Origin of the sequence: uncultured Campylobacter sp., assembly GCF_938045405.1 — a bacterium.
Taxonomy (GTDB): Bacteria; Campylobacterota; Campylobacteria; order Campylobacterales; family Campylobacteraceae; genus Campylobacter_B.
This window is the reverse complement of the sequence record NZ_CALIMW010000203.1, coordinates 1-20,578: the sequence shown is the minus strand read 5'-3', so window position 1 is coordinate 20,578 and position 20,578 is coordinate 1. Positions and strand designations below refer to the sequence as shown.

At 49.6% G+C, this 20,578-nt stretch carries 20 protein-coding genes; 11 read left to right on the top strand and 9 right to left on the bottom strand.

The genetic code is table 11. From position 1 onward, the window contains the following. Positions 1–1,039, bottom strand: a 1,039-nt coding sequence (gene fbaA / locus Q0140_RS08195; RefSeq protein WP_297963619.1) for a class II fructose-bisphosphate aldolase, incomplete at its 3' end; no start/stop codon positions are given. Between the two features lie 14 nt (positions 1,040–1,053). Then, positions 1,054–1,863 (bottom strand): peptidyl-prolyl cis-trans isomerase, encoded by an 810-nt coding sequence (locus Q0140_RS08190; RefSeq protein ID WP_291936539.1) that lies wholly within the window; start codon positions 1,861–1,863, stop codon positions 1,054–1,056. 105 nt (positions 1,864–1,968) lie between these two features. Between Q0140_RS08190 and nth the strand changes: the two genes are divergently transcribed. Beyond that, positions 1,969–2,604 (top strand): endonuclease III, encoded by a 636-nt coding sequence (gene nth, locus Q0140_RS08185; RefSeq protein WP_297963617.1) that lies wholly within the window; start codon positions 1,969–1,971, stop codon positions 2,602–2,604. A gap of 68 nt (positions 2,605–2,672) precedes the next feature. Here the strand turns inward: nth and Q0140_RS08180 are convergent, their stop codons facing one another. From Q0140_RS08180 to Q0140_RS08155, 6 genes are all read right to left on the bottom strand, one after another. Then, positions 2,673–4,004, bottom strand: coding sequence for a hypothetical protein (locus Q0140_RS08180; RefSeq protein WP_297963615.1), 1,332 nt, complete (start codon positions 4,002–4,004; stop codon positions 2,673–2,675). A gap of 312 nt (positions 4,005–4,316) precedes the next feature. After that, positions 4,317–5,594 carry a M20/M25/M40 family metallo-hydrolase gene (locus Q0140_RS08175; protein ID WP_297963613.1) on the bottom strand — a complete coding sequence of 426 codons (1,278 nt, stop codon included), beginning with the start codon at positions 5,592–5,594 and terminating at the stop codon, positions 4,317–4,319. 279 nt (positions 5,595–5,873) lie between these two features. Further along, positions 5,874–6,134 (bottom strand): cation transporter, encoded by a 261-nt coding sequence (locus tag Q0140_RS08170; protein ID WP_005871832.1) that lies wholly within the window; start codon positions 6,132–6,134, stop codon positions 5,874–5,876. Then, positions 6,127–6,528, bottom strand: a complete 402-nt coding sequence (locus Q0140_RS08165; protein WP_297963611.1) for an aryl sulfotransferase — start codon at positions 6,526–6,528, stop codon at positions 6,127–6,129. Before Q0140_RS08165 ends, Q0140_RS08170 begins: the two co-directional genes overlap by 8 nt. A 401-nt stretch (positions 6,529–6,929) precedes the next feature. Further along, positions 6,930–8,000, bottom strand: coding sequence for a transglutaminase domain-containing protein (locus tag Q0140_RS08160; protein ID WP_297963610.1), 1,071 nt, complete (start codon positions 7,998–8,000; stop codon positions 6,930–6,932). A 419-nt stretch (positions 8,001–8,419) separates the two neighbouring features. Further along, positions 8,420–9,475, bottom strand: a complete 1,056-nt coding sequence (locus Q0140_RS08155; RefSeq protein ID WP_297963608.1) for a transglutaminase-like domain-containing protein — start codon at positions 9,473–9,475, stop codon at positions 8,420–8,422. Between the two features lie 107 nt (positions 9,476–9,582). On the opposite strand from Q0140_RS08155, the gene cmoB reads away from it, so the two are divergent. Further along, complete coding sequence (gene cmoB, locus Q0140_RS08150) at positions 9,583–10,476, top strand: tRNA 5-methoxyuridine(34)/uridine 5-oxyacetic acid(34) synthase CmoB (protein ID WP_297963606.1); 894 nt, start codon at positions 9,583–9,585, stop codon at positions 10,474–10,476. A 523-nt stretch (positions 10,477–10,999) separates the two neighbouring features. On the opposite strand, the gene Q0140_RS08145 is transcribed toward cmoB, so the two are convergent. Continuing rightward, positions 11,000–11,599, bottom strand: a complete 600-nt coding sequence (locus Q0140_RS08145; protein ID WP_297963604.1) for an MBL fold metallo-hydrolase — start codon at positions 11,597–11,599, stop codon at positions 11,000–11,002. 95 nt (positions 11,600–11,694) lie between these two features. On the opposite strand from Q0140_RS08145, the gene nadE reads away from it, so the two are divergent. From nadE to Q0140_RS08100, 9 genes are all read left to right on the top strand, one after another. After that, positions 11,695–12,498, top strand: a complete 804-nt coding sequence (gene nadE / locus Q0140_RS08140; protein WP_297963602.1) for an NAD(+) synthase — start codon at positions 11,695–11,697, stop codon at positions 12,496–12,498. A 10-nt stretch (positions 12,499–12,508) separates the two neighbouring features. After that, positions 12,509–13,645, top strand: a complete 1,137-nt coding sequence (locus tag Q0140_RS08135; RefSeq protein ID WP_297963600.1) for a DegT/DnrJ/EryC1/StrS aminotransferase family protein — start codon at positions 12,509–12,511, stop codon at positions 13,643–13,645. After that, positions 13,638–14,741: a tetraacyldisaccharide 4'-kinase gene (locus Q0140_RS08130; protein WP_297963598.1), complete on the top strand. Its 1,104-nt coding sequence runs from the start codon at positions 13,638–13,640 to the stop codon at positions 14,739–14,741. The genes Q0140_RS08135 and Q0140_RS08130 overlap by 8 nt, the downstream gene beginning before the upstream one ends. 18 nt (positions 14,742–14,759) lie before the next feature. After that, positions 14,760–15,617: an acetylglutamate kinase gene (argB, locus tag Q0140_RS08125; RefSeq protein WP_297963596.1), complete on the top strand. Its 858-nt coding sequence runs from the start codon at positions 14,760–14,762 to the stop codon at positions 15,615–15,617. A 121-nt stretch (positions 15,618–15,738) separates the two neighbouring features. Next, positions 15,739–17,292 carry a threonine synthase gene (thrC, locus tag Q0140_RS08120; RefSeq protein ID WP_297963594.1) on the top strand — a complete coding sequence of 518 codons (1,554 nt, stop codon included), beginning with the start codon at positions 15,739–15,741 and terminating at the stop codon, positions 17,290–17,292. Beyond that, entirely contained in the window at positions 17,289–18,011 is a 723-nt protein-coding gene (kdsB, locus tag Q0140_RS08115; RefSeq protein ID WP_297963592.1) for a 3-deoxy-manno-octulosonate cytidylyltransferase, read from the top strand. Before thrC ends, kdsB begins: the two co-directional genes overlap by 4 nt. Further along, complete coding sequence (locus Q0140_RS08110) at positions 18,001–18,249, top strand: hypothetical protein (protein WP_297963590.1); 249 nt, start codon at positions 18,001–18,003, stop codon at positions 18,247–18,249. Before kdsB ends, Q0140_RS08110 begins: the two co-directional genes overlap by 11 nt. Next, positions 18,246–20,252 (top strand): NAD-dependent DNA ligase LigA, encoded by a 2,007-nt coding sequence (gene ligA / locus Q0140_RS08105; RefSeq protein ID WP_297963588.1) that lies wholly within the window; start codon positions 18,246–18,248, stop codon positions 20,250–20,252. Before Q0140_RS08110 ends, ligA begins: the two co-directional genes overlap by 4 nt. Further along, positions 20,249–20,578: hypothetical protein (locus tag Q0140_RS08100; RefSeq protein WP_297963586.1), on the top strand; the 330-nt coding region annotated here is incomplete at its 3' end. The genes ligA and Q0140_RS08100, both read left to right, overlap by 4 nt.

Below are 20,578 nucleotides of genomic sequence, written 5' to 3'. Positions count from 1 at the left end.
GGGTGCCGTCGGAGCCCAGGCGCTGGCAGGCCTCGACGACGCGGGCGGCCATGCCTGCCTCGGCCGACTTGCCCCACGTACGCGGGTCGTACTGCTTCTTCACGCCGACCTCGCCGTCGATCTTGAGGACGCCGTCGTAGTTGCGCATCATGTGGTCGACGACCGGGCGGGTGAACGCGTACTGCGTGTCGGTGTCGACGTTCATCTTGATGACGCCGTTGGCGACAGCGGTGGCGATCTCCTCGGCGGTGGAGCCGGAGCCGCCGTGCATGACCAGGTCGAAGGGACGGTGGTCGAGGCCGAAGTGCTCAGCGACCTCCTTCTGGATGGTGCCGAGCAGCTCGGGACGCAGCTTCACGTGGCCGGGCTTGTAGGCGCCGTGCACGTTGCCGAAGGTCAGGGCCGTGATGTAGCGGCCCTTCTCGCCCAGGCCCAGGGCCTCAACGGTCTTGATGCCGTCCGCGGTGGAGGTGTAGAGCTTCTCATTGATCTCACCAACGACGCCGTCCTCTTCGCCGCCTGTGACGCCAAGCTCGATCTCAAGCGAAATTCCAAGATCGCTTAAAATTTCCAAATACTTCTCGCAGGTCGCTAAATTTAGCTCCAAATCATCCTCGCTAAGATCGAGCATGTGCGAGCTAAAAAGCGGCACGCCGTGAGCTTTTTTATGAGCGGCATTAGCTTCGATGAGTTCGTCGATCCACGGAAGCAGCTTCCTCGCGGCATGATCAGTATGCAAAATCACCGCAACGCCGTAATGAGCCGCCAAAGCATGCACTTGATGCGCGCCTGCAATAGCGCCTAAAACCGCGGCATTTGGGCAAGCGGCACCTGCGTAAAACGCTGCGCCGCCGTTGCTAAACTGAATTATTACGGGCGAATTTGCGATTTTAGCGCTTTCCAAGACGGCGTTTATGGAATTTGATCCCACTACGTTTACCGCAGGGATCGCAAAGCCCTGCTGCTTCGCATACGCATAGACTTTACTTACGTCATCGCCACTTAAAACGCCCGGTTTTACTATATCTAAAACGCCCATTTTTAGCTCCTATATTATTTATACTCGATTTTAGCGTTTTTGTGAAGATCTGCCGCTTTTTGCTCGACTACTTTCGCCGCTTTTTGCTGTCTAAGCACGCGCTCAATAAAAGGCTTTGCTTCGCTTTGACTTAACTGCTTTTTAGCTTGAGACTCCTCTTTTAACACGACGTGATATCCGACCCTGCTTCTAATCGCTTTAGTAGTGATTTGACCATCTTTTATCTTAGAGATCGCATCGGCAAAAGGCTTGACCTGATCGCTAGGCATCCAGCCTAGCTCGCCGCCGGTTTGTTTAGCCTGCGGATCGATAGATTTAGCTTTGGCAAGCTCTGCAAATTTAGTAAATAGTGCACTGTCGCTAAGCCCTTTTAACTGCTTAATAATATCGTTTGCCTCAGCTTCGGTTTTAACGACGATCTGAGCCGCTTTGATTCTCGCAGGCTCGGTAAAGCGCGCTTTGTTTTTGTTATAAAAATCGGCTATTTCTTTATCGTCGATATTTATTTTGCTGGCTTCTTTAGCCTGCCATACACGAAGCGCTAAGTTATCTTTTACGATTTCAAGCTCTTTTTTATAAACATCTTCGTCCATAACGCCCGATTTTTTAGCTTCATCCGTTAGCAGCATCAGATCAATGCCTTTATCGATAAGCTCCTTTTTTTGATCGGCATTAAGAGCAGCGATATCTACATTGCCTATGCCTTGAAGTAGTGGAGCGAGCTCTTTTTCAGTTACGTCTTTGCCATTTACGGTAGCGTAAACGGTAGCGTTAAGGCTGATAGCGGCAGCCAAACTAAGTGCTGTAAATAAAACTTTTTTCATCACAATTCCTTAAAAAAATTTTAACGGCGATTATAACTCAAAGTTGTTAACAATCAAACTGTACTTTAGAATTTTAGGGTAGAATTCCGCCTTGAGGAAATACAAATGAGAAGTAAAAAAGATATTTTAGAGATAAAAAAGAGAATTTTACAAAACTTCGCGGAAGAGCGCAGCGAGTTGAAATTTAAAGACAACTATCAGCTTTTGGTCTGCGTGATGCTTAGCGCGCAGTGTACCGACAAGCGGGTAAATTTGATCACGCCGCGCTTTTTTGCGGAATTCCCTAGCGTTGAGGAGCTCGCAAAAGCCAATCTGGCAAGCGTAAAGCTGCTAATTAGCTCGTGCAATTTCTACAACAACAAAGCGGTAAATTTAATCAAAATGGCACAGGCGGTGGTTCGCGACTTTGGCGGTGTCGTGCCGCTTGATGAAGCGGGGCTCAAATCTCTTGCGGGCGTGGGGCAAAAGACCGCTCACGTCGTGCTTTTAGAGGGCGCGGGCGCAAACGTGATGGCGGTGGATACGCACGTCTTTCGCGTCGCGCATCGCTTGGGGCTGAGTCATGCAAAGACGCCCGAGCTTACGGAGCGCGATCTTAGCGAGGCTTTTAAGACGGATCTTGGCAAACTGCACCAAGGCATGGTGCTTTTCGGCCGCTACACCTGTAAAGCGATAAAGCCGAACTGCAAGGAGTGCTTTTTAAACGAGCTGTGCCACAGCAAGGATAAGAATTTTCCGTAAAATTTAAGTCTATGTTCGCGAGTTAAATTTTACGGATTTAAATTTTATGAAATTTTGCTTTTCGGGGCCTACTGCTTTGCCAACCAAGCCTGGTAGCCTTCGCTTTTAATCACGTCCGCGATGCTTTTTGCCATCTCCTGCGGCAAAAATTCGGACTTTTTATCGATGACGGACACTAGCGCGTAAGTGCTATCGTAATCTTGCAGCTCCAAGCCCGCGCGCACCAGCGTTTCGTATAAAAACGGCTCGTCTTTTTCGATGCTTACCGCATCATCGTTTAAAAATTCATAGATGAACGCAAGCTGTTTTTTATCGCCGATTTTTAAAAAATAATCAGCCAAATTAGTCGCGCTCTTAATGATGATTTTGCGTAGGTCATCTATCTGCTGCGCAGAGTAACGCTGCGTAATCAGCTGCCAATTTTCCGCCATTCTCGCCGCAATGATAGACAGCTCGAAAGCCCTGTCGCCATAAGCATATTTTTCGCTTTCGTCGCCGATTTTTTCTATAGCCTCAAATTCGCTCATCATATACTCGTATAGCTCCTCATCGCTGAGGCTAAAATTTTCTAAATTTAATATTTCGGCGATGGTTTCGGAATTTTTAGGCAGATCGCTTGAATATCCAGGCTCCTGCTCTTCATTCTCTCTATCCCAAGCGGCTTTTCTAGCTTCAAAAGTTTTAAAATCCACCAGCGGATTAGCGCCCTTTTTTACGAATTTAAAAAAGGCAGAAATATCGATCTGATGCTCATCTTCGCAAATTCCATCTTTAAACATCAGCTCGCAATTTTCAAAAAATTCCCAACCATCAAGCGCGCCCAGGTAGCTTTGACCGATCTGTCCGTCTAGGACATAGACGCATTGGCTAATGCTATGATCAGGCATTGCGTGGTCGTTTGAGACAATATACGGCGCTTGCGTTTTTCCAAAAACCTGCAACATTCCGTCGTTGTATTCGCCGCTTATGCCCCAAAGCGCCGTTAGATTGCCGCCGATCGCGATAACGCCGTCCTGCGAATGCAGATAACTACACGCCGTATCTTTAGCGACCTGTAAAAACAGATAATCATCATCGATGATATCGCCGCCGGTGGATAAATTTCCGTTAACAAACATCGCTCGTGCGTTATTTTTGCCGCCTGCTTCGTTAAATTTATCCTTAAGCCAAGCGGCATTTATCGTGCCTCCCGATAGGCTAAGATCGCCGTCAAACACCAGCACGTCAAAACTACCATCCAAATATAAATTTGAGCCGTATTTTTTCTCAAATTCATCATAAGGCAGTATAAAAACGGGTGGAATTTTGGTTGCGAAAGGGCTGCGGTTTTCGTATTGCTTTACTTGCGATTTAACGATCTGCTCGCAATTTTGCAGAAAATTTTTAATCTGGCTTTTCATTTTATCTCCTTTTAAATTGCTATTTACGACGGGCATTCCTGCCATATTGCCTGCGGAGCAACAAATTTGCGTTCTGCTTGCAGTTGCGAGTGCAACGAAGCAAAAATCTCTTTCAAAACCAGCGTAGCGACGCCGCAGGCGTAATTTCTATAAAGACGCTCAAAAGAGGAAGCGCCGTTAAATTTTAAAGGCGAAGTATTTTTTCTTTAGACTAGGCGGAAACGACGGAGGCAAGGGAGCGTATAGACAATACGTGACCCAAGCCGACCGAGTTTCCAACGACGTATAAAGGAAAAAGACAAGCCGCTAAATTTATTGCAATCTAGCGATTATATTTCTCACCACCTCCGCTATCATCTCCACCGACGCTATCTCACAGTGCTCGTTTACAGAGTGGGGCGAATGGATGTTGGGGCCTATGGAGCAGGCTTGCAGCTCAGGCTGTTTTGCGACCAGCACGCCGCACTCAAGGCCAGCATGCACGGCGGCAAATTTCGCTTGCGGCTTTTGTTTTTGTAACTCCTCAAGCACCAGATGCGCGAAGTCGCTGATGCACGGCGCCCAGTTCGCCGAGCGGTCGGCTACTCTCACATCAAAGCCCAGCGCGCTAGCTAGCGTAGCGGTTTCAAAACCCAGATTTTCAAGCCCTTCGCGCTTCATCGCGCGTCCGAAAAAGTCAAACTCGATCACTTCACCCTTCTGCTTGACGGTCGAGAGATTTATGCTTTCGTTTACCATGCCAAGCTGCGTGTCGTAGCTGCGCACGCCCTGAGCGAATGAGTTAATTAGTGCCAAAATTTTGCCGCTATTTACCAGCACGTCCGCTTCGCCCTCGCCCAGGCTCTTTACCCACGCGAGACCTCGCTGTTTTGGTTCATGAGCACACAGCGCCTTGCACACAGCATTTGCAGGGATCGAGTTGCTCCTCTCGCCAAAATCCAAGCTTATGAGCTCACAGCCCTCCTCGGCGAGAAATTTCGCCAGCAGCTTCGTTGCGTTTGGGATATTTTTGTGTATCTCGTTGCCCGAGTGCCCGCCGCTAAGCCCGGTGACGCCGATCTCGTAGATTTTACCGCTCTTTTTAACGGTCTGCGTACCGATTTTTGCGCTTACGTTTATACCGCCGGCGCATCCTAGCGTCACGCGGTCGTCCTCTTCACTGTCTAAATTTAGTAGATTGGGCGATAAAATTTTACCCTTAAAGGCGTTTGCGCCCACAAGCCCGACCTCTTCGTCGTTGGTAAATAGGCACTCTAGGTTCGCAAACTCCCGCATCGCGCCCATCATCATCGCCACGCCAATGCCATCATCAGCGCCCAGAGTCGAGTTTTTGGCTCTTAGTATGCCGTCCTCTTCGATGAGCTGCAAATTCGGCGCCGCGCCCACACAAACCATATCGTAGTGGCTTTGCAGGCAAATTTTAGGCTCGCCTTTTAAGGCGTGGATGTTGCCAGCCTCATCGACGCTCACGCTAAAGCCCTGAGAGCGCGCAAAATCCGCTAAAAACTCCCTCATCTGCTCCGTTTCGCAGCTACAGTGCGGTATCTCGCACAGCTTTTTAAAATCGTTTATAACCTCGTTTTTTTGCATGTTTGCTCCTTTTGAATTTATTACATCCGCGCGTTATTGCGACACGCCCGTTGAATTTAAAAGCAACCGCACTCGCTTAAGCGCTTGCGAAATTCTGCTAAATTTAAACGCGACCGCGCCGGCATAGCGCTTCCGCAAAATACGCGCAGAATTTCAATCGCGCTAGCTTGCGCTGCAGGCAAGCCGCGCAAAATGAAATTTTATGCAAAGTCGCATGAATTTTACCGAAATTTAGCAAGAATTTTATTTAAAATTTAGTCCGAATTTTGCCGGGGATTTTTATTTTACGATTACGCCTTCATAGCCCGTTTTAGCGATTGCCTCAAGCATCGCGGTCTCGTTTGCATCATCCTTTGCCGCGACGGTCGCGGTTTTGCTCTGCTGCGAAACCTTTGCGCTTATCACGCCTGGCGTTTGCAAAAGCGCCTTTCGCACGATCGTAGTGCAGAGCGGGCAGTGGATTTTTTCCACGTAAATTTTAACCTCTTTGTCGGCAAAAAGCGCCGTAAATCCAAGCATCAAAAACAAAATTTTACGCATAAAGCCCTCCTAAAATTTCAGGATATGTAAGCATAAAGGCAAGCAAGGCTCCTAAAAGCACATAAATCAGGATCCACTTTTTACGCCCGCTTTGTAGCGAGCATGCGCGCGACTTTTTGAAAAAGAAAAACGCCGAGAGCGCGAAGCAAAAAAGTGCTAACGTAGAAAGCGGCGCGCGGTAACCTTCCAGCGCCTCCGCGCCTGAAAAAATGGAAAAGCTCGCGCCGAAAATCAAAAATAAAAGCGCAGGCAGACAGCAAAAAGTCGCCGCGACTGCGCTAAAAATCGCGGCAAATATCAGCCAAAGACTGCGCGCGCTGAAGCGATTTTTGCTAGGATCTTCTCGCTTTTGCGCTGGGGTTTCTTGCGCGGGATTTTCTAGTTCGGTTTTCAAATTTTGCCTTTTAATTATAATCTTGCCATAATCTTGTCGCACCCTCGTCGGCTTTAGGCGTGGAATTTTATCTGCAAATTTTACCGCTACCAAATTTCGCACAGAGTGGCAAAGAGGCGAAATTTTAAATTCCGCAAGCCGTAAATTTTAAAATTTCGCGCCGAAAAATTTCAAAATTTTATTCATCTTGAAATTTTAAAATTCCGCTGCTCACAAAATTCTAAAAAATTTTAAAATTCCACGCCAAATAAAGCGCGGAATTTTTTTTCCAATGCAGACGCGGCAGCACGCAGATCAGGCGTGCCTTTATGTATCCGCTTCAAAATCGCCTAGCCGAAAGTCCCTCTACATGCCCACTCAAAAAGCCCAAGCTGACGTGCCGCATAGCAAAACGCGAACCGCTACAACTCTTTCGATCTGTAATCGTAGCTGAAATCTTTCGGCGAGTAGTAATTAAGAGTGTTGCCGTCCACTTCGCCGTAAGGATAGCCGAAATTATTGATCGGAAACTGCGCTGGGCGTGGGCTTAGCGTGAAGTCTCTGCCGTAGTTAAAGCCGATCCAGCACATTTCCCAGTTGCCGAAAAGATACTCGCGGATTTTAGTGAGCTTGCTGTCGTCATTGCTTAGCTTCTCGCCCAATCGCACCTTCGTGACATCCGCGGGATCGACTGGGATCCAGCCGTGGCCTTTTAGATAAAATTCCGCCCTGCAGTGCTGCGCGCCCGAGATATGGCTGACGCCGTCTTTAGGCGCGGCGCCCATTTGAGCGCTAAATCTCGACGCGCCGACGCGGATGCCAAACATCTCTCTTGCGGCGATGCCCTGCGCGCGGCAAAGTGCAACGAAAACGCTATTTATGTCGGTGCATTTGCCGCTTAGCTTGCCGCTACTTAAAATTTGCTTCACGTCCCCTAGTCCGCAGCCTAGCACGCTGTTATCGCGCTGCATAGTGTTTGCCACCCACGTATAAATCGCGCGCGCCTTTTCCAAATCGCCCTTTATGCCGCCTGCAATCTCGTCTGATTTTTGCTTGACGACGCCGTCGATTTGAATCTGCGTGCTAGGCTCTAAAAACTTCGCTACCTCGGGGTTAAGCTTTTCGTTCGGATTAAATTTTACCTTGCTAAAGTCGGTATTTCGCTCAAAGGTCTCGACGCTAAATTTAATGTTTAGCGTGGGCTTTGCCACCCCGACGTAGCCGGCATAGAGCGTCGGAATTTCACCATAGTCCACGGACGGATCGTTGAAATTGCCGTCAAATTTTATGTCGCTTACCTTTTGATACTCCGTGATAAGAGGAAGCGGTATCCAAAGCCGAGTCTGCTTGCCCTCTTCCAAAATTTCGTGATTTAGCGATAGCCCAAAAGTTCTCTTTTTGCCAATGACTTCTTCCCCACCCAAAATGGTACTCGGAGTTGCCATAACGGCGCCTAAAATCGCAGTGTTTCTTAAAAAATCGCGTCTTTGCATGAAATGCCTTCAAAATAAAATGGCTAAGCCTTAGCCCTAATTTATGCGCGGATTTTAGCCTTTTGCGGCTTTGAAATCGCTAAATTTAAAATTCTGCAAGCCGTAAATTTTAAAATTCTATCCATATTTAAAATTTCAAAATTTCGCTCACTTTAAAATTTTAGAATTTTGCTCGCCGCGGAATTTTAAAATTTCAAAATTTCGCCCAAAGACACGGCGCGAAATTTCGCCAAAGCGGGCATGATAGCCCGCAACCTAGGCGCGCAGGCAGTATGTATCGGTGGCACAGGCAAAACCACGCAAAAAGCGCCGCTGTCGCAAAAACCAAGCGTGCGCTTAGATTAAACGGTTGAGCCTCGACGAAGCGCGGCGGCTTAGCTTAAGCAAATCGCGGCAGTAAAATGCAAGCCGCCAGAAGGCTAAATTTCTCGCGAAAAATACTCGTAGATAAAATTTTTAGGCGAGTACGGATCTTTCGGCGTGCCGCCCACTTCGCAATACGGATGCGAAAAAATTTCAATCGGGACATGCGCCGGGCGCGGATTTAGCACGATTTCGCGAGCGTAGTTAAAGCCCAGCCAGCACGGCTCCCAGTTACCGAAAAGATACTCCCGCACTCGCGCCAGCCTAGAATCATCCTCGCTTAAGTTCTCGCCCAATCGCACCTTTGTAACGTCCGCGGGATCGACCGGGATCCAGCCGTGGCCTTTTAGATAAAATTCCGCTCTGCAATGCTGCGCGCCTGAAATTTCAAGCGCACCGCCACTTAAGGCGCCCATGACGCCCATTTCAGGAGAAAATTTCTGCGCTGCGCCCGTGCGGATGCCGTAAATAGCGCGAGCAGGAATGCCCGCTGCCCTGCAGAGCGATACGAACACGCTATTAATATCGGCGCATTTGCCGCTTAGCTTGCCGCTGCTTAAAATCGCCGCTGCATCGCCGCTGCCGCATGCGATCACGCTATTATCGCGATTCATATTTTTAGCAACCCACTCGTAGATCGCGCGCGCCTTTTCCAGATCGCCTTTAAGCGAGCCGGTGATCTCGTCTGATTTTTGTTTCGCAGCGCCTTCTACCGGAATTAGCTTTGAAGGCTTTAAAAACTCCTTGATCTCTGGGCTCAAGCGCTCATTTTCATTAAAGCTTACCTTGCTAAAATCGGTATTTCGCTCCGAAATTTCGATATCGAAGCTAAGCTCAAAATAATCATCCTCTTCGCCTACGACACCTTGCTCGCCGTATTTGCCGACGCCCGCTCTTGCCTCTTTATCGGGTGCGAAGCGCGCGTAGTACGTGCTTATATGATCTCCGCAGATAGCCGACTCTTGCGCATTTGAGCGGGCATGATATTCGCCAAGCAACCTCTGATAGGGCTCTTGCAGCACTAACGGCAGCCAAAGCCGCACCTCTGCGCCACTACTTGAAATTTCGTGATTAAACCTGAGACTGAATTTTCTCGTTTTTGCTTCTTGCATTTTTTGCTCCTTTGCTTGAATTGCAAGTCGATTTTATCTCTTTGCGCCTTAAAATGGATAAAATTTTATGTTAAAATGGCGCTAAATTTGAAATTTTAGGATTAAAAATGGATCTGCAAAAAATCAGAGACGAAAACTTTAAAAAGCTGCAAAGCGGGCAAACCCGCGAAATTTTAAGCGCGATCGAGGCGCTGAAAACAGGCGAATGCGACTGCGAGTGCGGCGACGTCGTGCGGGTGAGTTTTAACGCAAGCGCAGAGCAGAGAGATGAAATTTTGCGTATCGCGCGGACGCTAAAGCCGTGGCGCAAGGGGCCTTTTGCGCTGAATGAGCTTTTTATCGACGCCGAGTGGCGAAGCTTCGTGAAATTTAACCTGCTGCGGCCGTTTTTAAATCTGAGCGGCAAAACCGTCGCCGACGTGGGCTGCAACAACGGCTATTATATGTTTCGCGCAAGCGCTCTAAAGCCTGCGCGGCTAGTGGGGTTTGACCCGAGCGCGCTATTTTATCTGCAGTTTCGCTTTATCGAGAAATTCCTCCGCAGCGGCGCGAAATTCGAGCTTTTGGGCGTAGAGCATCTGCCCTTTTACGAGCATAAATTCGACACGATCTTCTGCCTCGGCGTCATCTACCACCGCAGCGACCCGGTAAAGATGCTAAAAGATCTACGCGCCTCGCTAAATGCGGGTGGCGAAGTGTTTTTAGACACGATGTATATCGAAGGAGCGGGCGATTTCGCACTGTGTCCGAAAAACAGCTACTCAAAAATTTCAAATATCTACTTCGTCCCGACCGTCGGCGCGCTGCAGAATTGGTGCGAGCGAGCGAAATTCAGAGATTTTAAAATTTTGGCTCAAAAGCCCACGGATGCTAGCGAGCAGCGCAAAACGGAGTGGATCGACGGGCAGAGCTTGGAGAATTTCCTAGACCCGCTCGATAGCTCGCGCACGATCGAGGGCTATCCCGCCCCGAGGCGTATCTACGTGCGGCTTCGGGCGTGATCTGCGCCTTTAAAACATTTTTCGTGTACCCGTGCACTGATATAAAATGAGATCTGCGCCTTTAAAAACGTGTAAAATTTTATCGAAATTTATTCGGCTCACAGGGAAAATTTTGCATTCGGCGGGATGTGAAATTTAGCTAAATTTAGCGGGCCCCAAATTGGATTAGATCGCATTGTAGCTGCTAGGATCGATACGGCGGCGCAAATTTTAAATTTTGCTTTTGCGTTACGCTTTGCGTCTTGCATGCTCGGCGGCACGGAATTTTACTAAATTTAATAAGCGGCGGTAAATTTTAAAATTTTATCTACGCAGAGCGCGCATGTACGCATATAGCAAACACGGCGGAGAAATTTTAACACCCGCAGCGGCAAATAAAGCGGTAAATTTCGGCGTCTGCAATGCGAGCAAAGCGGCATAAATTCTAACGCCCACAAGCAAAGCAGTATAAAAATTTAACGCCGACCGGCTTCACGCCGCTTTGCCGCTCTTTGCGCGACGAAGCGCGGTTAAATTTAAACTATCAACGCTCAAAAAGCTGCAAAAAATATTTTAAATTTTGCCTCTCAGCCGCTAGGCTCGTATTTGCTCCGTGCCCTGGATATAGCGTAAAATCGCCCTTTATCTGCAAAATTTTATGCAAAGACTCTCTCATCTGCGCGCCGCTTGAAAAGGGAAAATCCCACCTGCCGATAGAGCCTTTGAATATTACGTCGCCGCTAAAAATAACGCCGCCTGCTTCGATCATACAGCTGCCCGGCGTATGTCCGGCAAAAAGACTAAATTTAACGTTAAAGCCCGCTATTTCAAAGCTTTGCTCCTGCCCTTTTACGAGCACATCAGCTTCTATGGGCTCGGGCATCGTCTCAAAGGGATCCGCCCGCAGCATAAAGGCGTCTTCCTCGTGGATATAAATTTTAGCGCCCGTCCTTTGCAACTTCGCATCGTCATAAACATGATCGAAATGCCCGTGCGTATTCAAAACCGCGGCGATCTTTCCCGTATTTTGCATCACCCAATCAAAGCTGCCCTGCCCCGGATCGATCACCAAATCGCCCTGCTCGCCCTTTAGAATGTAGCAATTCGTCACATATTCGCCGAAAGCTTTTTTTAAAATTTGCATTTAAATCCTCCTTTTAAGCTTAAATTAAAGCCGTAATTTAGCCAAAAATAGTTAAAATTCGCACAATTTAACGTAAAATTTTAAGGCTAAATATTATGTTTTTGGACGATTTGCTGCCGCAACTGACCGATTTTTTATCGGAGAGACTCGATGAAACGGGCGCGGACGCCTTTGTAGTGGGTATCAGCGGTGGGCTTGACAGCGCCGTGGTTTCTGCGCTTTGTGCACTTACCGAGATCCCCACTTACGGACTTATCCTACCTAGTGCGGGTTCAAATTTAGAAAATATGGCAGACGGCATCTTTCACTGCGAATCCTTTAATATCCCCTACGAAATCCAAGAGATCGCGCCATTTGTAGAAAATTTTACCGCTTTAAATCCCAGCGCAAGCCCGCTTCGCATCGGAAATTTCGCCGCGCGCGTAAGAATGAGCTTGCTTTATGATTACAGCGCGGCTAAACGCGGTGTAGTCGTAGGCACGAGCAATCTTAGCGAACGGATGCTCGGCTACGGCACGATCTACGGCGATCTGGCCTGCGCTTTTAATCCGATCGGAGAAATTTTAAAAACCGATCTGTTTAAATTTGCAAAAATTTTATGCATAGACGATGCGATCATAAAAAAAGCCCCAAGCGCCGATCTATGGGAAAATCAAAGCGACGAGCGTGAGCTTGGATACAGCTACGAGATTTTAGATAGCGTGCTAAGAGATATTTTTTCGCACGAAACGCTGCGGACGAAATTTCGCTCAGGCGAGCAAATAACCGCAAACGATCTAAAATATCTGCAAAACTCGCGCCACAATCAAGAGCTGGTGAAATTTATCATCCGTAGAATCCTTAAAAATAATTTTAAGCTTCGCGCGCCCGCGGTCGCCCGCATAGAGCCCGCACACTAAGGAGAGATTTATGAAAGAGATACCGTTTTATAAGGCTCAAATCGATAAAAAAGAGGAAGACTTAATTAAAAGCGCCCTCTACAACAGCGATATAAGATATAGCGAAATTTTTGAAGAGGATATTTGTAAATATTTCGGCGTAAAGCATGCCGTATCGACCACGAGCGGCACGACGGCGCTGCATCTGGCGCTTTGTGCAATGGATATTAAGCGCGGAGATAAAATTTTATGCTCCGTAAATTCCTTCCCTAACGTTGCCGAAGTGATCCGCCACTTCGACGCCGAGCCCATTTTCGTAGATATCGATCCGATAAGCTTTAATATCACGAGCGAAAGCCTTGCTCGCACGATAGATCAAAACCGCCACAAGAAGCTAAAATGCGCTTTCATCTCGCACATCGCGGGACTTGCTGCGGATATAGACTCCATCAGCGAGGTCGCCAAAAGCGAAAATATCATCCTTATAGACGATGCGTGCCGCGCTATGGGCGCTACCTATAAGGGCGCAAAAATCGGAGCGCTTAAAAGCTCGCTCATATCGTGCTTTCAGATCAATCCTCAAGCGCAAGACGCGATCTCTACGGCGGGCTTTTTCGTTACGAACGACGATGAGATAGCAAGCGCCGCGCAAATTTTAAGAAACGGCGGCATCGTAGGGGACGCCTTTTACAAAGACGGCAATATGTCCTTTACCTACGACGTCGATCGCATCGGTCAAAAATACGATCTTGACGCCATAAATTCCGCCTACGCCATCGCCCAGTTTGAAAAAACCGACGCCTTTATAAAGCGCCGCAAGCAGATCGCCGCAGCGTATCGCGAGCAGCTCGCAAACTGCCCTCACGTGACGCTTCCAAGCGACAGCGAGGAGCATATCTATACTCAATTCATCGTAAAGATCGACAAAAACCGCGACGATTTCGCCAAGGCGCTGATCTCGCGCGGAGTGAGCGTTTCGCTGCACTATGTGCCGGTGCATCTGCTAAGCTACTACAAAAGCAAATACAATTACAAAGTCAATGATTTCCCGAATGCGCTTAAAAACTATCAGCAAATTTTATCCCTGCCGATCTACACGGCGCTTAGCGACGACGATGTGAGCTACATCTGCGAGCAGATCAAAGAGATAGCGCAAAATCGTGTTTAAACTCCTAATCGAGCGAAACCTATACGACCCGAGCCCCGCATGGCTTGCGCTAGGGGTGATTTTAGCACCGTTATCGCTACTTTATACGCTGATCGTCTGCCTAAAAAGGCTCTTTGCTAAGCCGCAAAAATTTGAAATTCCAATAATCAGCGTCGGGAATTTAACCCTCGGCGGAAGCGGCAAAACCCCGCTGGTGCGGGCGCTTTTTAAAGAATTTAATCCCAGACTCAAAACCTGCATCATTCTTCGCGGATACGGGCGCAAAAGTAGAGGCTTGCTCGAAGTGGCGCTCGGCGGACGGATACTTTGCGATGTGCGGCAAAGCGGAGACGAGGCGATGGAATACGCGCTGTTTTTACGCGGCGCAAACGTAATCGTCAGCGAAGATCGCGCCGCAGGGATTTTGCGCGCGCAAACTCTCGGCTTTGAGCTGGCGATCTTAGACGACGGATTTTCTAAATTTAATATCTCTAAATTTGATATCTTGTTGCGCCCGCAAAGCGCGCCGAAGCTGCCCTTTTGCCTGCCCTTCGCCGCGTATCGCTACCCGCCGTTTTTTTATAAATTTGCAGATTTCATACCCGCTCCGAGCGACATCTCGCAGGAGCTTAAAATCGTTTCGGCGGCGGATCTGCAAAGCAAGCTAAACGGCATGGATGAAATTTCAAATCCTGCGGATGAGATTTCAAATCTCGCCGCGGATAAAATTTTGGATTTAAATTTAAAAACCGCCGCGGATGAAATTTCAAATTTAAACCTCGCCGTCGCGAATAAAATTTTAAATTCCAAAGAGGCTGGTCTTGAGAGATCCCGCACGATCTTAATCAGCGCTATCGCCAAGCCTTGGCGCTTGCAAGAGTTTTTGCCGCTCGCAAAAGCCCACGCATTTTTCCCCGACCATTATGATTTCAAAAAAGAGCAGATTTTAGAGCTGTTAAGGCGCGAGGATGCGGAGCATATCCTTTGCACGGCGAAAGATTACGTGAAATTAAGGGATTTGGGCGCGGAAATTTCGGTGATTTTGCTAAATTTAAAGCTAAGCGAAAACTTTATCCGCAAAATTCAAAACTACATAAACCAAGCTATGATAAAATAAGGTTTTTAAAGGAATTTTATGATAAAAAAGAGCAAAACCGCCGAAGTCATCATCTCCGCGCTGCCCTATATCCGTAAATTTAGAGATAAAATTTTCGTCGTCAAATACGGCGGCGCGGCGCAAACCGACGATACGCTCAAGCTTGATTTCGCCCGCGATATCGTGCTTTTGCATATGGTCGGCATCAAGATCATCGTCGTGCACGGCGGCGGCAAAAAGATCAATCAGACCCTGGATAAGATCGGCGTGCGCAGCGAGTTTAAGGACGGTCTTCGCGTAACGAATAAAGACGCGATCGAAATTACCGAGATGGTGCTAAGCGGCGCGGTAAATAAAGAGATCACGGCGCTTTTGAACCAAAACGGCGCGCCCGCGATCGGTATCAGCGGCAAGGACGGCGGGCTTTTGAGGGCAAAATTCCTCGATGAGAAAAAATACGGATTCGTAGGCGAGATCACCGAGGTAAACACCAAGCTGATAAATGACCTACTACAAAAGGACTATCTGCCGGTGATCGCCCCGCTTGCGGGCGGCGAGACGGACGAAAACGTGAGCTTTAATATCAACGCCGATCTCTGCGCCAGCAGGATCGCAGCCGCGCTAAAAGCGAGCAAGGCTATATTTTTAAGCGACATTGACGGAGTGCTCGATAAAGAGGGAAATTTAATCAGCAAGCTTGATGCCGCGCTCATTTCGAAGCTTAAAAAGGACGGCACGATCGCAGGCGGCATGATCCCAAAGGTCGATGCGTGCTTGCAGTGCGTGCGAAACGGCACAAGTGCCGCGCATATCATCAACGGCAAAATTCCGCACTCGATCCTGCTTGAGCTTTTCACGGACGGCGGCATAGGAAGTTTAATAAAGGAAGAAATTTAGGCGCGAGCGCGGAGGCGGCAGGCTTAAAGCGGCGATGCCGCAAGTCCGCGCAAGCGACCTAAGCGATCAAATTTAAAGCGCCTAGGCGGGCGTAAATTTTAAAATTTTAAAAAGGAAAAAGATGAAACTGGTTTCTACGAGAGATTTTTCGCAAAAAGCGGATCTTAGCTACGCGCTACTAAATCCGAGCGCGAGCGGCGGCGGACTTTTCAGCCCCGAGAGGCTGCCGCTTTTGAGCGAGGATTTTTTAAAGCAGTGCGAGGATCTGAGCTACAAACAGATCGCGCTTAAAATCATCGAGAGCTTCGATTTTGACGTAAGCAGCGAGGTCTTTGAAGACGCGCTAAAGCGCTACGATAAATTTGAAAATCCCGCCTGCCCCATTCAGATTAAAAAACTAAGCGGGAACGCCTATATTTTGGAGCTTTACCACGGCCCGACGCTTGCGTTTAAGGATATGGCGCTGCAGCCCTTCGGCGCGCTTTTAAAAAGCATCGCAAAATCCAGGAATGAAAAATTTTTAATAATGTGCGCCACGAGCGGCGACACTGGGCCTGCGACGCTGGAGGCTTTTGCGGACGACGAAAATATCAAAGCGGTCTGCCTCTACCCGCAGGGCGGCACGAGCGAGATACAGCGCCAGCAGATGGTAAAGCAAAGCGCGACAAATCTTAAAATTTTAGGCGTGCGCGGCAACTTCGACGATACGCAACGCGCGCTAAAATCGCTGCTGGCTGACGATGATTTCAGAAACGAGCTCGCGCGGGCAAATTTAAACTTAAGCGCCGCAAACTCGGTAAATTTCGGCAGGATTTTATTTCAGATCATCTACTATATCTACGCTAGCATCTATTTCTCAAAGCACGGCGTATTGAGCCCCGAGCAAAATTTAAAGCAAAGCGATCAGTGCCAGGCGTGCAGTCAAAATTTAGACGCCGCAGCGGGCGCAAACAGCGCGCAGAGCGTAAAACAGGGCTCTAAATTTAATACTTTCGACGTAATAGTGCCTAGCGGAAATTTCGGCAACGCGCTGGGAGCGTATTTCGCCAAAAAGATGGGCGCAAAGATCGGCAAAATCAAGATCGCTTCAAACGCGAACAATATCCTAACCGAGCTTTTTACGCGCGGCATCTACGATCTACGCGGGCGCGAGCTCATCCGCACGATCAGCCCTGCGATGGATATTTTAGTTAGCTCCAACGTCGAGCGGCTGCTTAGCGATATGTTCGGCGATGCGCGCACGAGCGAGCTGATGCAAAGCCTGGCGCGAGATAAATTTTATCAGCTTAGCGCGAGCGAGCTTGCGAAGCTGCGCGAGGTCTTCGAGGCGGATTTTTGCGACGATGCGCAGTGCGCTAAATTTATCAAGCAAGAAAGCAGCCGCGGCGTGCTGATCGACCCGCACACGGCGACCTGCTTTAAGCTACTTGACGAAAGTCGCCTAAATCTCGTCGTTTCAACCGCGAAATGGATTAAATTTACGCCGTCGATGATCGGCGCGATCAAAGGCAGGGCTTGCGAGGACGAGCAAGCCGATATGATCGCGCTTTCGAAGGAATTTCGCAGCGACATTCCGCCGCAGATCTCGCGCCTTTTTAGCGCGCCGCAGGTTCACTCCAGCGTCGTGGAACAAAGCGAGATCAAAAACGCCATAATGGAGTGGATCAAAAAATGATAGTAATCCCCGCGCGCCTTGCTTCGACGCGCTTTAAAAATAAAATTTTATGTGAGTTTGACGGCGTGCCGATGTTTATCAAAACCGCTCAAAACGCCGCCAAAGCAGACCGCGTGCTAATCGCCGTGGATGAGCCGCAAATTTTAAAGATCGCGCAAGATTACGGCTTTGACGCCGTTCTCACCGCGCGCGAGCATCAAAGCGGCACCGACCGCATCGCTGAAGCGGTCGCGAACGCAGCGCTTGCGGAGGACGAGATCATCATCAATATCCAAGCCGACGAGCCCTTTTTCGAGAGCGAAAATTTGATTAAATTTAAAGATTTCGCCAACGCCATGATCGCGCAAAAGGGCGCATTTATGGCGAGCTGCTATAAATACATAAGCCAGCAGGCGGCAGAGGATCCGAATTTAGTCAAGCTAGTGCTTGATAACGCAGGCTTTGCGATCTATTTTTCGCGCTCGCTCATCCCCTATCCACGCGCGGCATGCGAGTGCTACCTCGGACACATCGGCATCTACGCATACAGCGTGCGAAATTTAAAGCGCTTTTGCGCCCTGCCCGCCTCAGCGCTGGAAGATACCGAAAAACTCGAGCAGCTTCGCGCCATAAGCGCGGGCGAGAAGATCGCGATGCTTGGGATCGAAACTGCGAGCATCGGCATCGACACGCCGGCTGATTACGAGCGCGCGCTAAAGGAGTTCGGCAATGGAATTTGATCGCGCCTTTTTAAGCACGAAATTTAAAGCGAGCGGGCTACGCGACATAAAATTTAACGATAACGAGCTGCACGGCACGGAATTTAACTCTGCGCACGGCGTTAAATTTAAAACTAACGAGCCGCGCGGCGCGGAATTTGGGATGCAGGGGCTCGCCGCTGAGTGTAAAATTCTAGCAGCGCATGGAATTTTAGCGGTGCGCGGAATTTTAAAATTTAAAGATGCGAGCGCAAGATGAACTACGATGAATACAGATCTGCAGTAGATACGCTAAATGCGTGGGCGCGGGCATATTACACCGACGATAAGCCAATCGCGAGCGACGAGGAGTACGACGAACTTTATTCGCAAGCGGAGAAATTCGAGCAGCAAAACCCCGAGCTCGCGCTGCCCTACTCGCCTACACGGCGCATCGGAGGCGCGATCAGCGAGGGCTTTTCCAAGCTCGCTCACGGCGCGCAGATGTGGTCGATGGAGGATATTTTCGACGACGCGGACCTTTTGGCGTGGCTAGCTCGCGGCGAAAAGAGCGGCGCGCAGTTTTACGTCGAGCCGAAATTTGACGGCGCGAGCTTAAATTTGACCTACGAAGGCGGCGTGCTGATAAGCGCGGCGACGCGCGGCGACGGGCTCATAGGCGAGGACGTGACGCAAAACGCAAGAGCGATCAAATCGGTGCCGCTTCAGATCCCCTACGCGCAAAGGATCGAGATCCGCGGCGAGACGCTGATCGCAAAGAGCGATTTTGACGCGCTAAACGACGAGCGCGCCGCAAACGGCGAGAGTCTGTTTTCAAACCCGCGCAACGCAGCCGCAGGAAGCCTGCGCCAGCTAGATAGCGCGATCGTAGCGAAGCGGAAGCTAAAATTTATCCCGTGGGGGGTGGGCGAGCATTCGCTAAGCTTTGCGCTGCACTCGCAGATAATGGAGTTTGTGCGTAGCCTAGGTTTCTTACGCGACGAGTTTTGCCGTATCTGCAAGGACGCGAGCGAGATCAGGAGCGCGTACGAGGCGCTGCATAGCATGCGTGCGAGCAAAGACCTGATGCTAGACGGCATGGTAATCCGAGTAAATGAGCTTTCAAAGTGCGCACAGATGGGCTATACGGTGAAATTTCCGCGCTTTATGGTCGCGTATAAATTCCCCGCGGTCGAAAAGGTAACGCGGCTGCGCGAGATCAATCTGCAGGTCGGCCGCACCGGCGCGGTAACCCCCGTAGCCGTCGTAGATAGCGTAAATATCGATGGTGCGAACGTTTCAAACGCGACGCTTCATAATTTCGACGAGATCGCGCGACTTGGGCTGATGAAAAACGACTTCGTAGGCATCATCCGCAGCGGCGACGTGATCCCGAAGATCACGAGCGTTTACAAACAGCGCAGAGACGGCACGCAGAGCGAAATTTCGCGCCCGGATCGCTGCCCTGTCTGCGGCGAGAGGCTGCTTGACGAAGGCGCGCTCATAAAGTGTCAAAACCTCGATTGCAAGGCGCGCGTGATAGGCTCGCTGATCTATTTCTGCTCAAAAAAATGCATGAATATCGAAGGGCTAAGCGACGCGACGATTACGCAGCTTTTTGAAAGCGGCAAAATTTCAAAGATCGGCGATATTTACGCCCTCGGCGCGCAGGATTTGGCGGATCTTGAGGGCTTTGCGGATAAAAAAATTTCAAATCTTTTGGGTGCGATAAATGCGAGCAAAAACGCGCCGCTTGAGCGCTTCATCGCTTCTTTAGGGATCGAACACATCGGCGAGGTGGCCGCGCGCAAGATCGCCGCGGCATTCGGGCAGGATTGGCTGGATGCGAGCGAGGATGAAATTCTGCGACTGGAAGGCTTTGGAGAAGCGATGGCGAGGAGCCTAGCGGAGTTTTGTAAGATAAATCGCGAAAAAATTCTAAATCTAAGCGAAATCATCGCGCCTCGCGCGCCCGAGATGCAGACCGTCAAAAGCGTCTTCACGGACCGCAGCGTCGTCATCACCGGCACGCTTAGCCGTCCGCGCGACGAGTTTAAGGCCAGGCTTTTGGCGATGGGCGCGAAGGTGCAGGGCTCGGTATCTGCCAAGACTGACTTCGTGCTCGCAGGCGCAGAAGCGGGCTCCAAGCTACAAAAAGCTCGCTCGCTTGGCGTGCGGGTGATCGACGAGAGCGAGTTTGAAGCGCTTGCGAGCTCGGCGACGCCTGACGCAAATTCACTCGGCAAGAGTGAGCCTGAAGCGCTTGTGGGGAGCCGCGAGTGAAGGTCCTCTGCTTTGTGCCAAACCCGCACGTAAACGGCGCGGGGTTAAATTTTAAAAGCAAGCTCCATCCTGCAGTGCTTGCGTATTTTACAAAGCGCGAGAATTTTAAAAATTTTAAGGAGTGTGAGGGGGCGGTAAATTTGCCGCTAAAAGCGAGGGTAGCAAATCGAGCGGTCGGCGCGGTATCGTCAGGCTTTGAGGCGCACTCAAAAATGGCAAACCGGGAGGCGGTTTCTGCGAGGCGCGCGGGCTCCGTCTGCCGCGGCGCTAAAACGGCGGGCGCGATGCCGATAGATGCGGCTGTAAGCGAGAATATCTCAAATTTT

Bases quoted from the DNA above. Each gene is read 5' to 3' on its own strand.
- Q0140_RS08190 (WP_291936539.1), bottom strand. From the start codon at position 1,863: ATGAAAAAAGTTTTATTTACAGCACTTAGTTTGGCTGCCGCTATCAGC.
- nth (WP_297963617.1), top strand. From the start codon at position 1,969: ATGAGAAGTAAAAAAGATATTTTAGAGATAAAAAAGAGAATTTTACAA.
- Q0140_RS08180 (WP_297963615.1), bottom strand. From the start codon at position 4,004: ATGAAAAGCCAGATTAAAAATTTTCTGCAAAATTGCGAGCAGATCGTT.
- Q0140_RS08175 (WP_297963613.1), bottom strand. From the start codon at position 5,594: ATGCAAAAAAACGAGGTTATAAACGATTTTAAAAAGCTGTGCGAGATA.
- Q0140_RS08170 (WP_005871832.1), bottom strand. From the start codon at position 6,134: ATGCGTAAAATTTTGTTTTTGATGCTTGGATTTACGGCGCTTTTTGCC.
- Q0140_RS08160 (WP_297963610.1), bottom strand. From the start codon at position 8,000: ATGCAAAGACGCGATTTTTTAAGAAACACTGCGATTTTAGGCGCCGTT.
- Q0140_RS08155 (WP_297963608.1), bottom strand. From the start codon at position 9,475: ATGCAAGAAGCAAAAACGAGAAAATTCAGTCTCAGGTTTAATCACGAA.
- cmoB (WP_297963606.1), top strand. From the start codon at position 9,583: ATGGATCTGCAAAAAATCAGAGACGAAAACTTTAAAAAGCTGCAAAGC.
- Q0140_RS08145 (WP_297963604.1), bottom strand. From the start codon at position 11,599: ATGCAAATTTTAAAAAAAGCTTTCGGCGAATATGTGACGAATTGCTAC.
- nadE (WP_297963602.1), top strand. From the start codon at position 11,695: ATGTTTTTGGACGATTTGCTGCCGCAACTGACCGATTTTTTATCGGAG.
- Q0140_RS08135 (WP_297963600.1), top strand. From the start codon at position 12,509: ATGAAAGAGATACCGTTTTATAAGGCTCAAATCGATAAAAAAGAGGAA.
- argB (WP_297963596.1), top strand. From the start codon at position 14,760: ATGATAAAAAAGAGCAAAACCGCCGAAGTCATCATCTCCGCGCTGCCC.
- thrC (WP_297963594.1), top strand. From the start codon at position 15,739: ATGAAACTGGTTTCTACGAGAGATTTTTCGCAAAAAGCGGATCTTAGC.
- kdsB (WP_297963592.1), top strand. From the start codon at position 17,289: ATGATAGTAATCCCCGCGCGCCTTGCTTCGACGCGCTTTAAAAATAAA.
- Q0140_RS08110 (WP_297963590.1), top strand. From the start codon at position 18,001: ATGGAATTTGATCGCGCCTTTTTAAGCACGAAATTTAAAGCGAGCGGG.
- ligA (WP_297963588.1), top strand. From the start codon at position 18,246: ATGAACTACGATGAATACAGATCTGCAGTAGATACGCTAAATGCGTGG.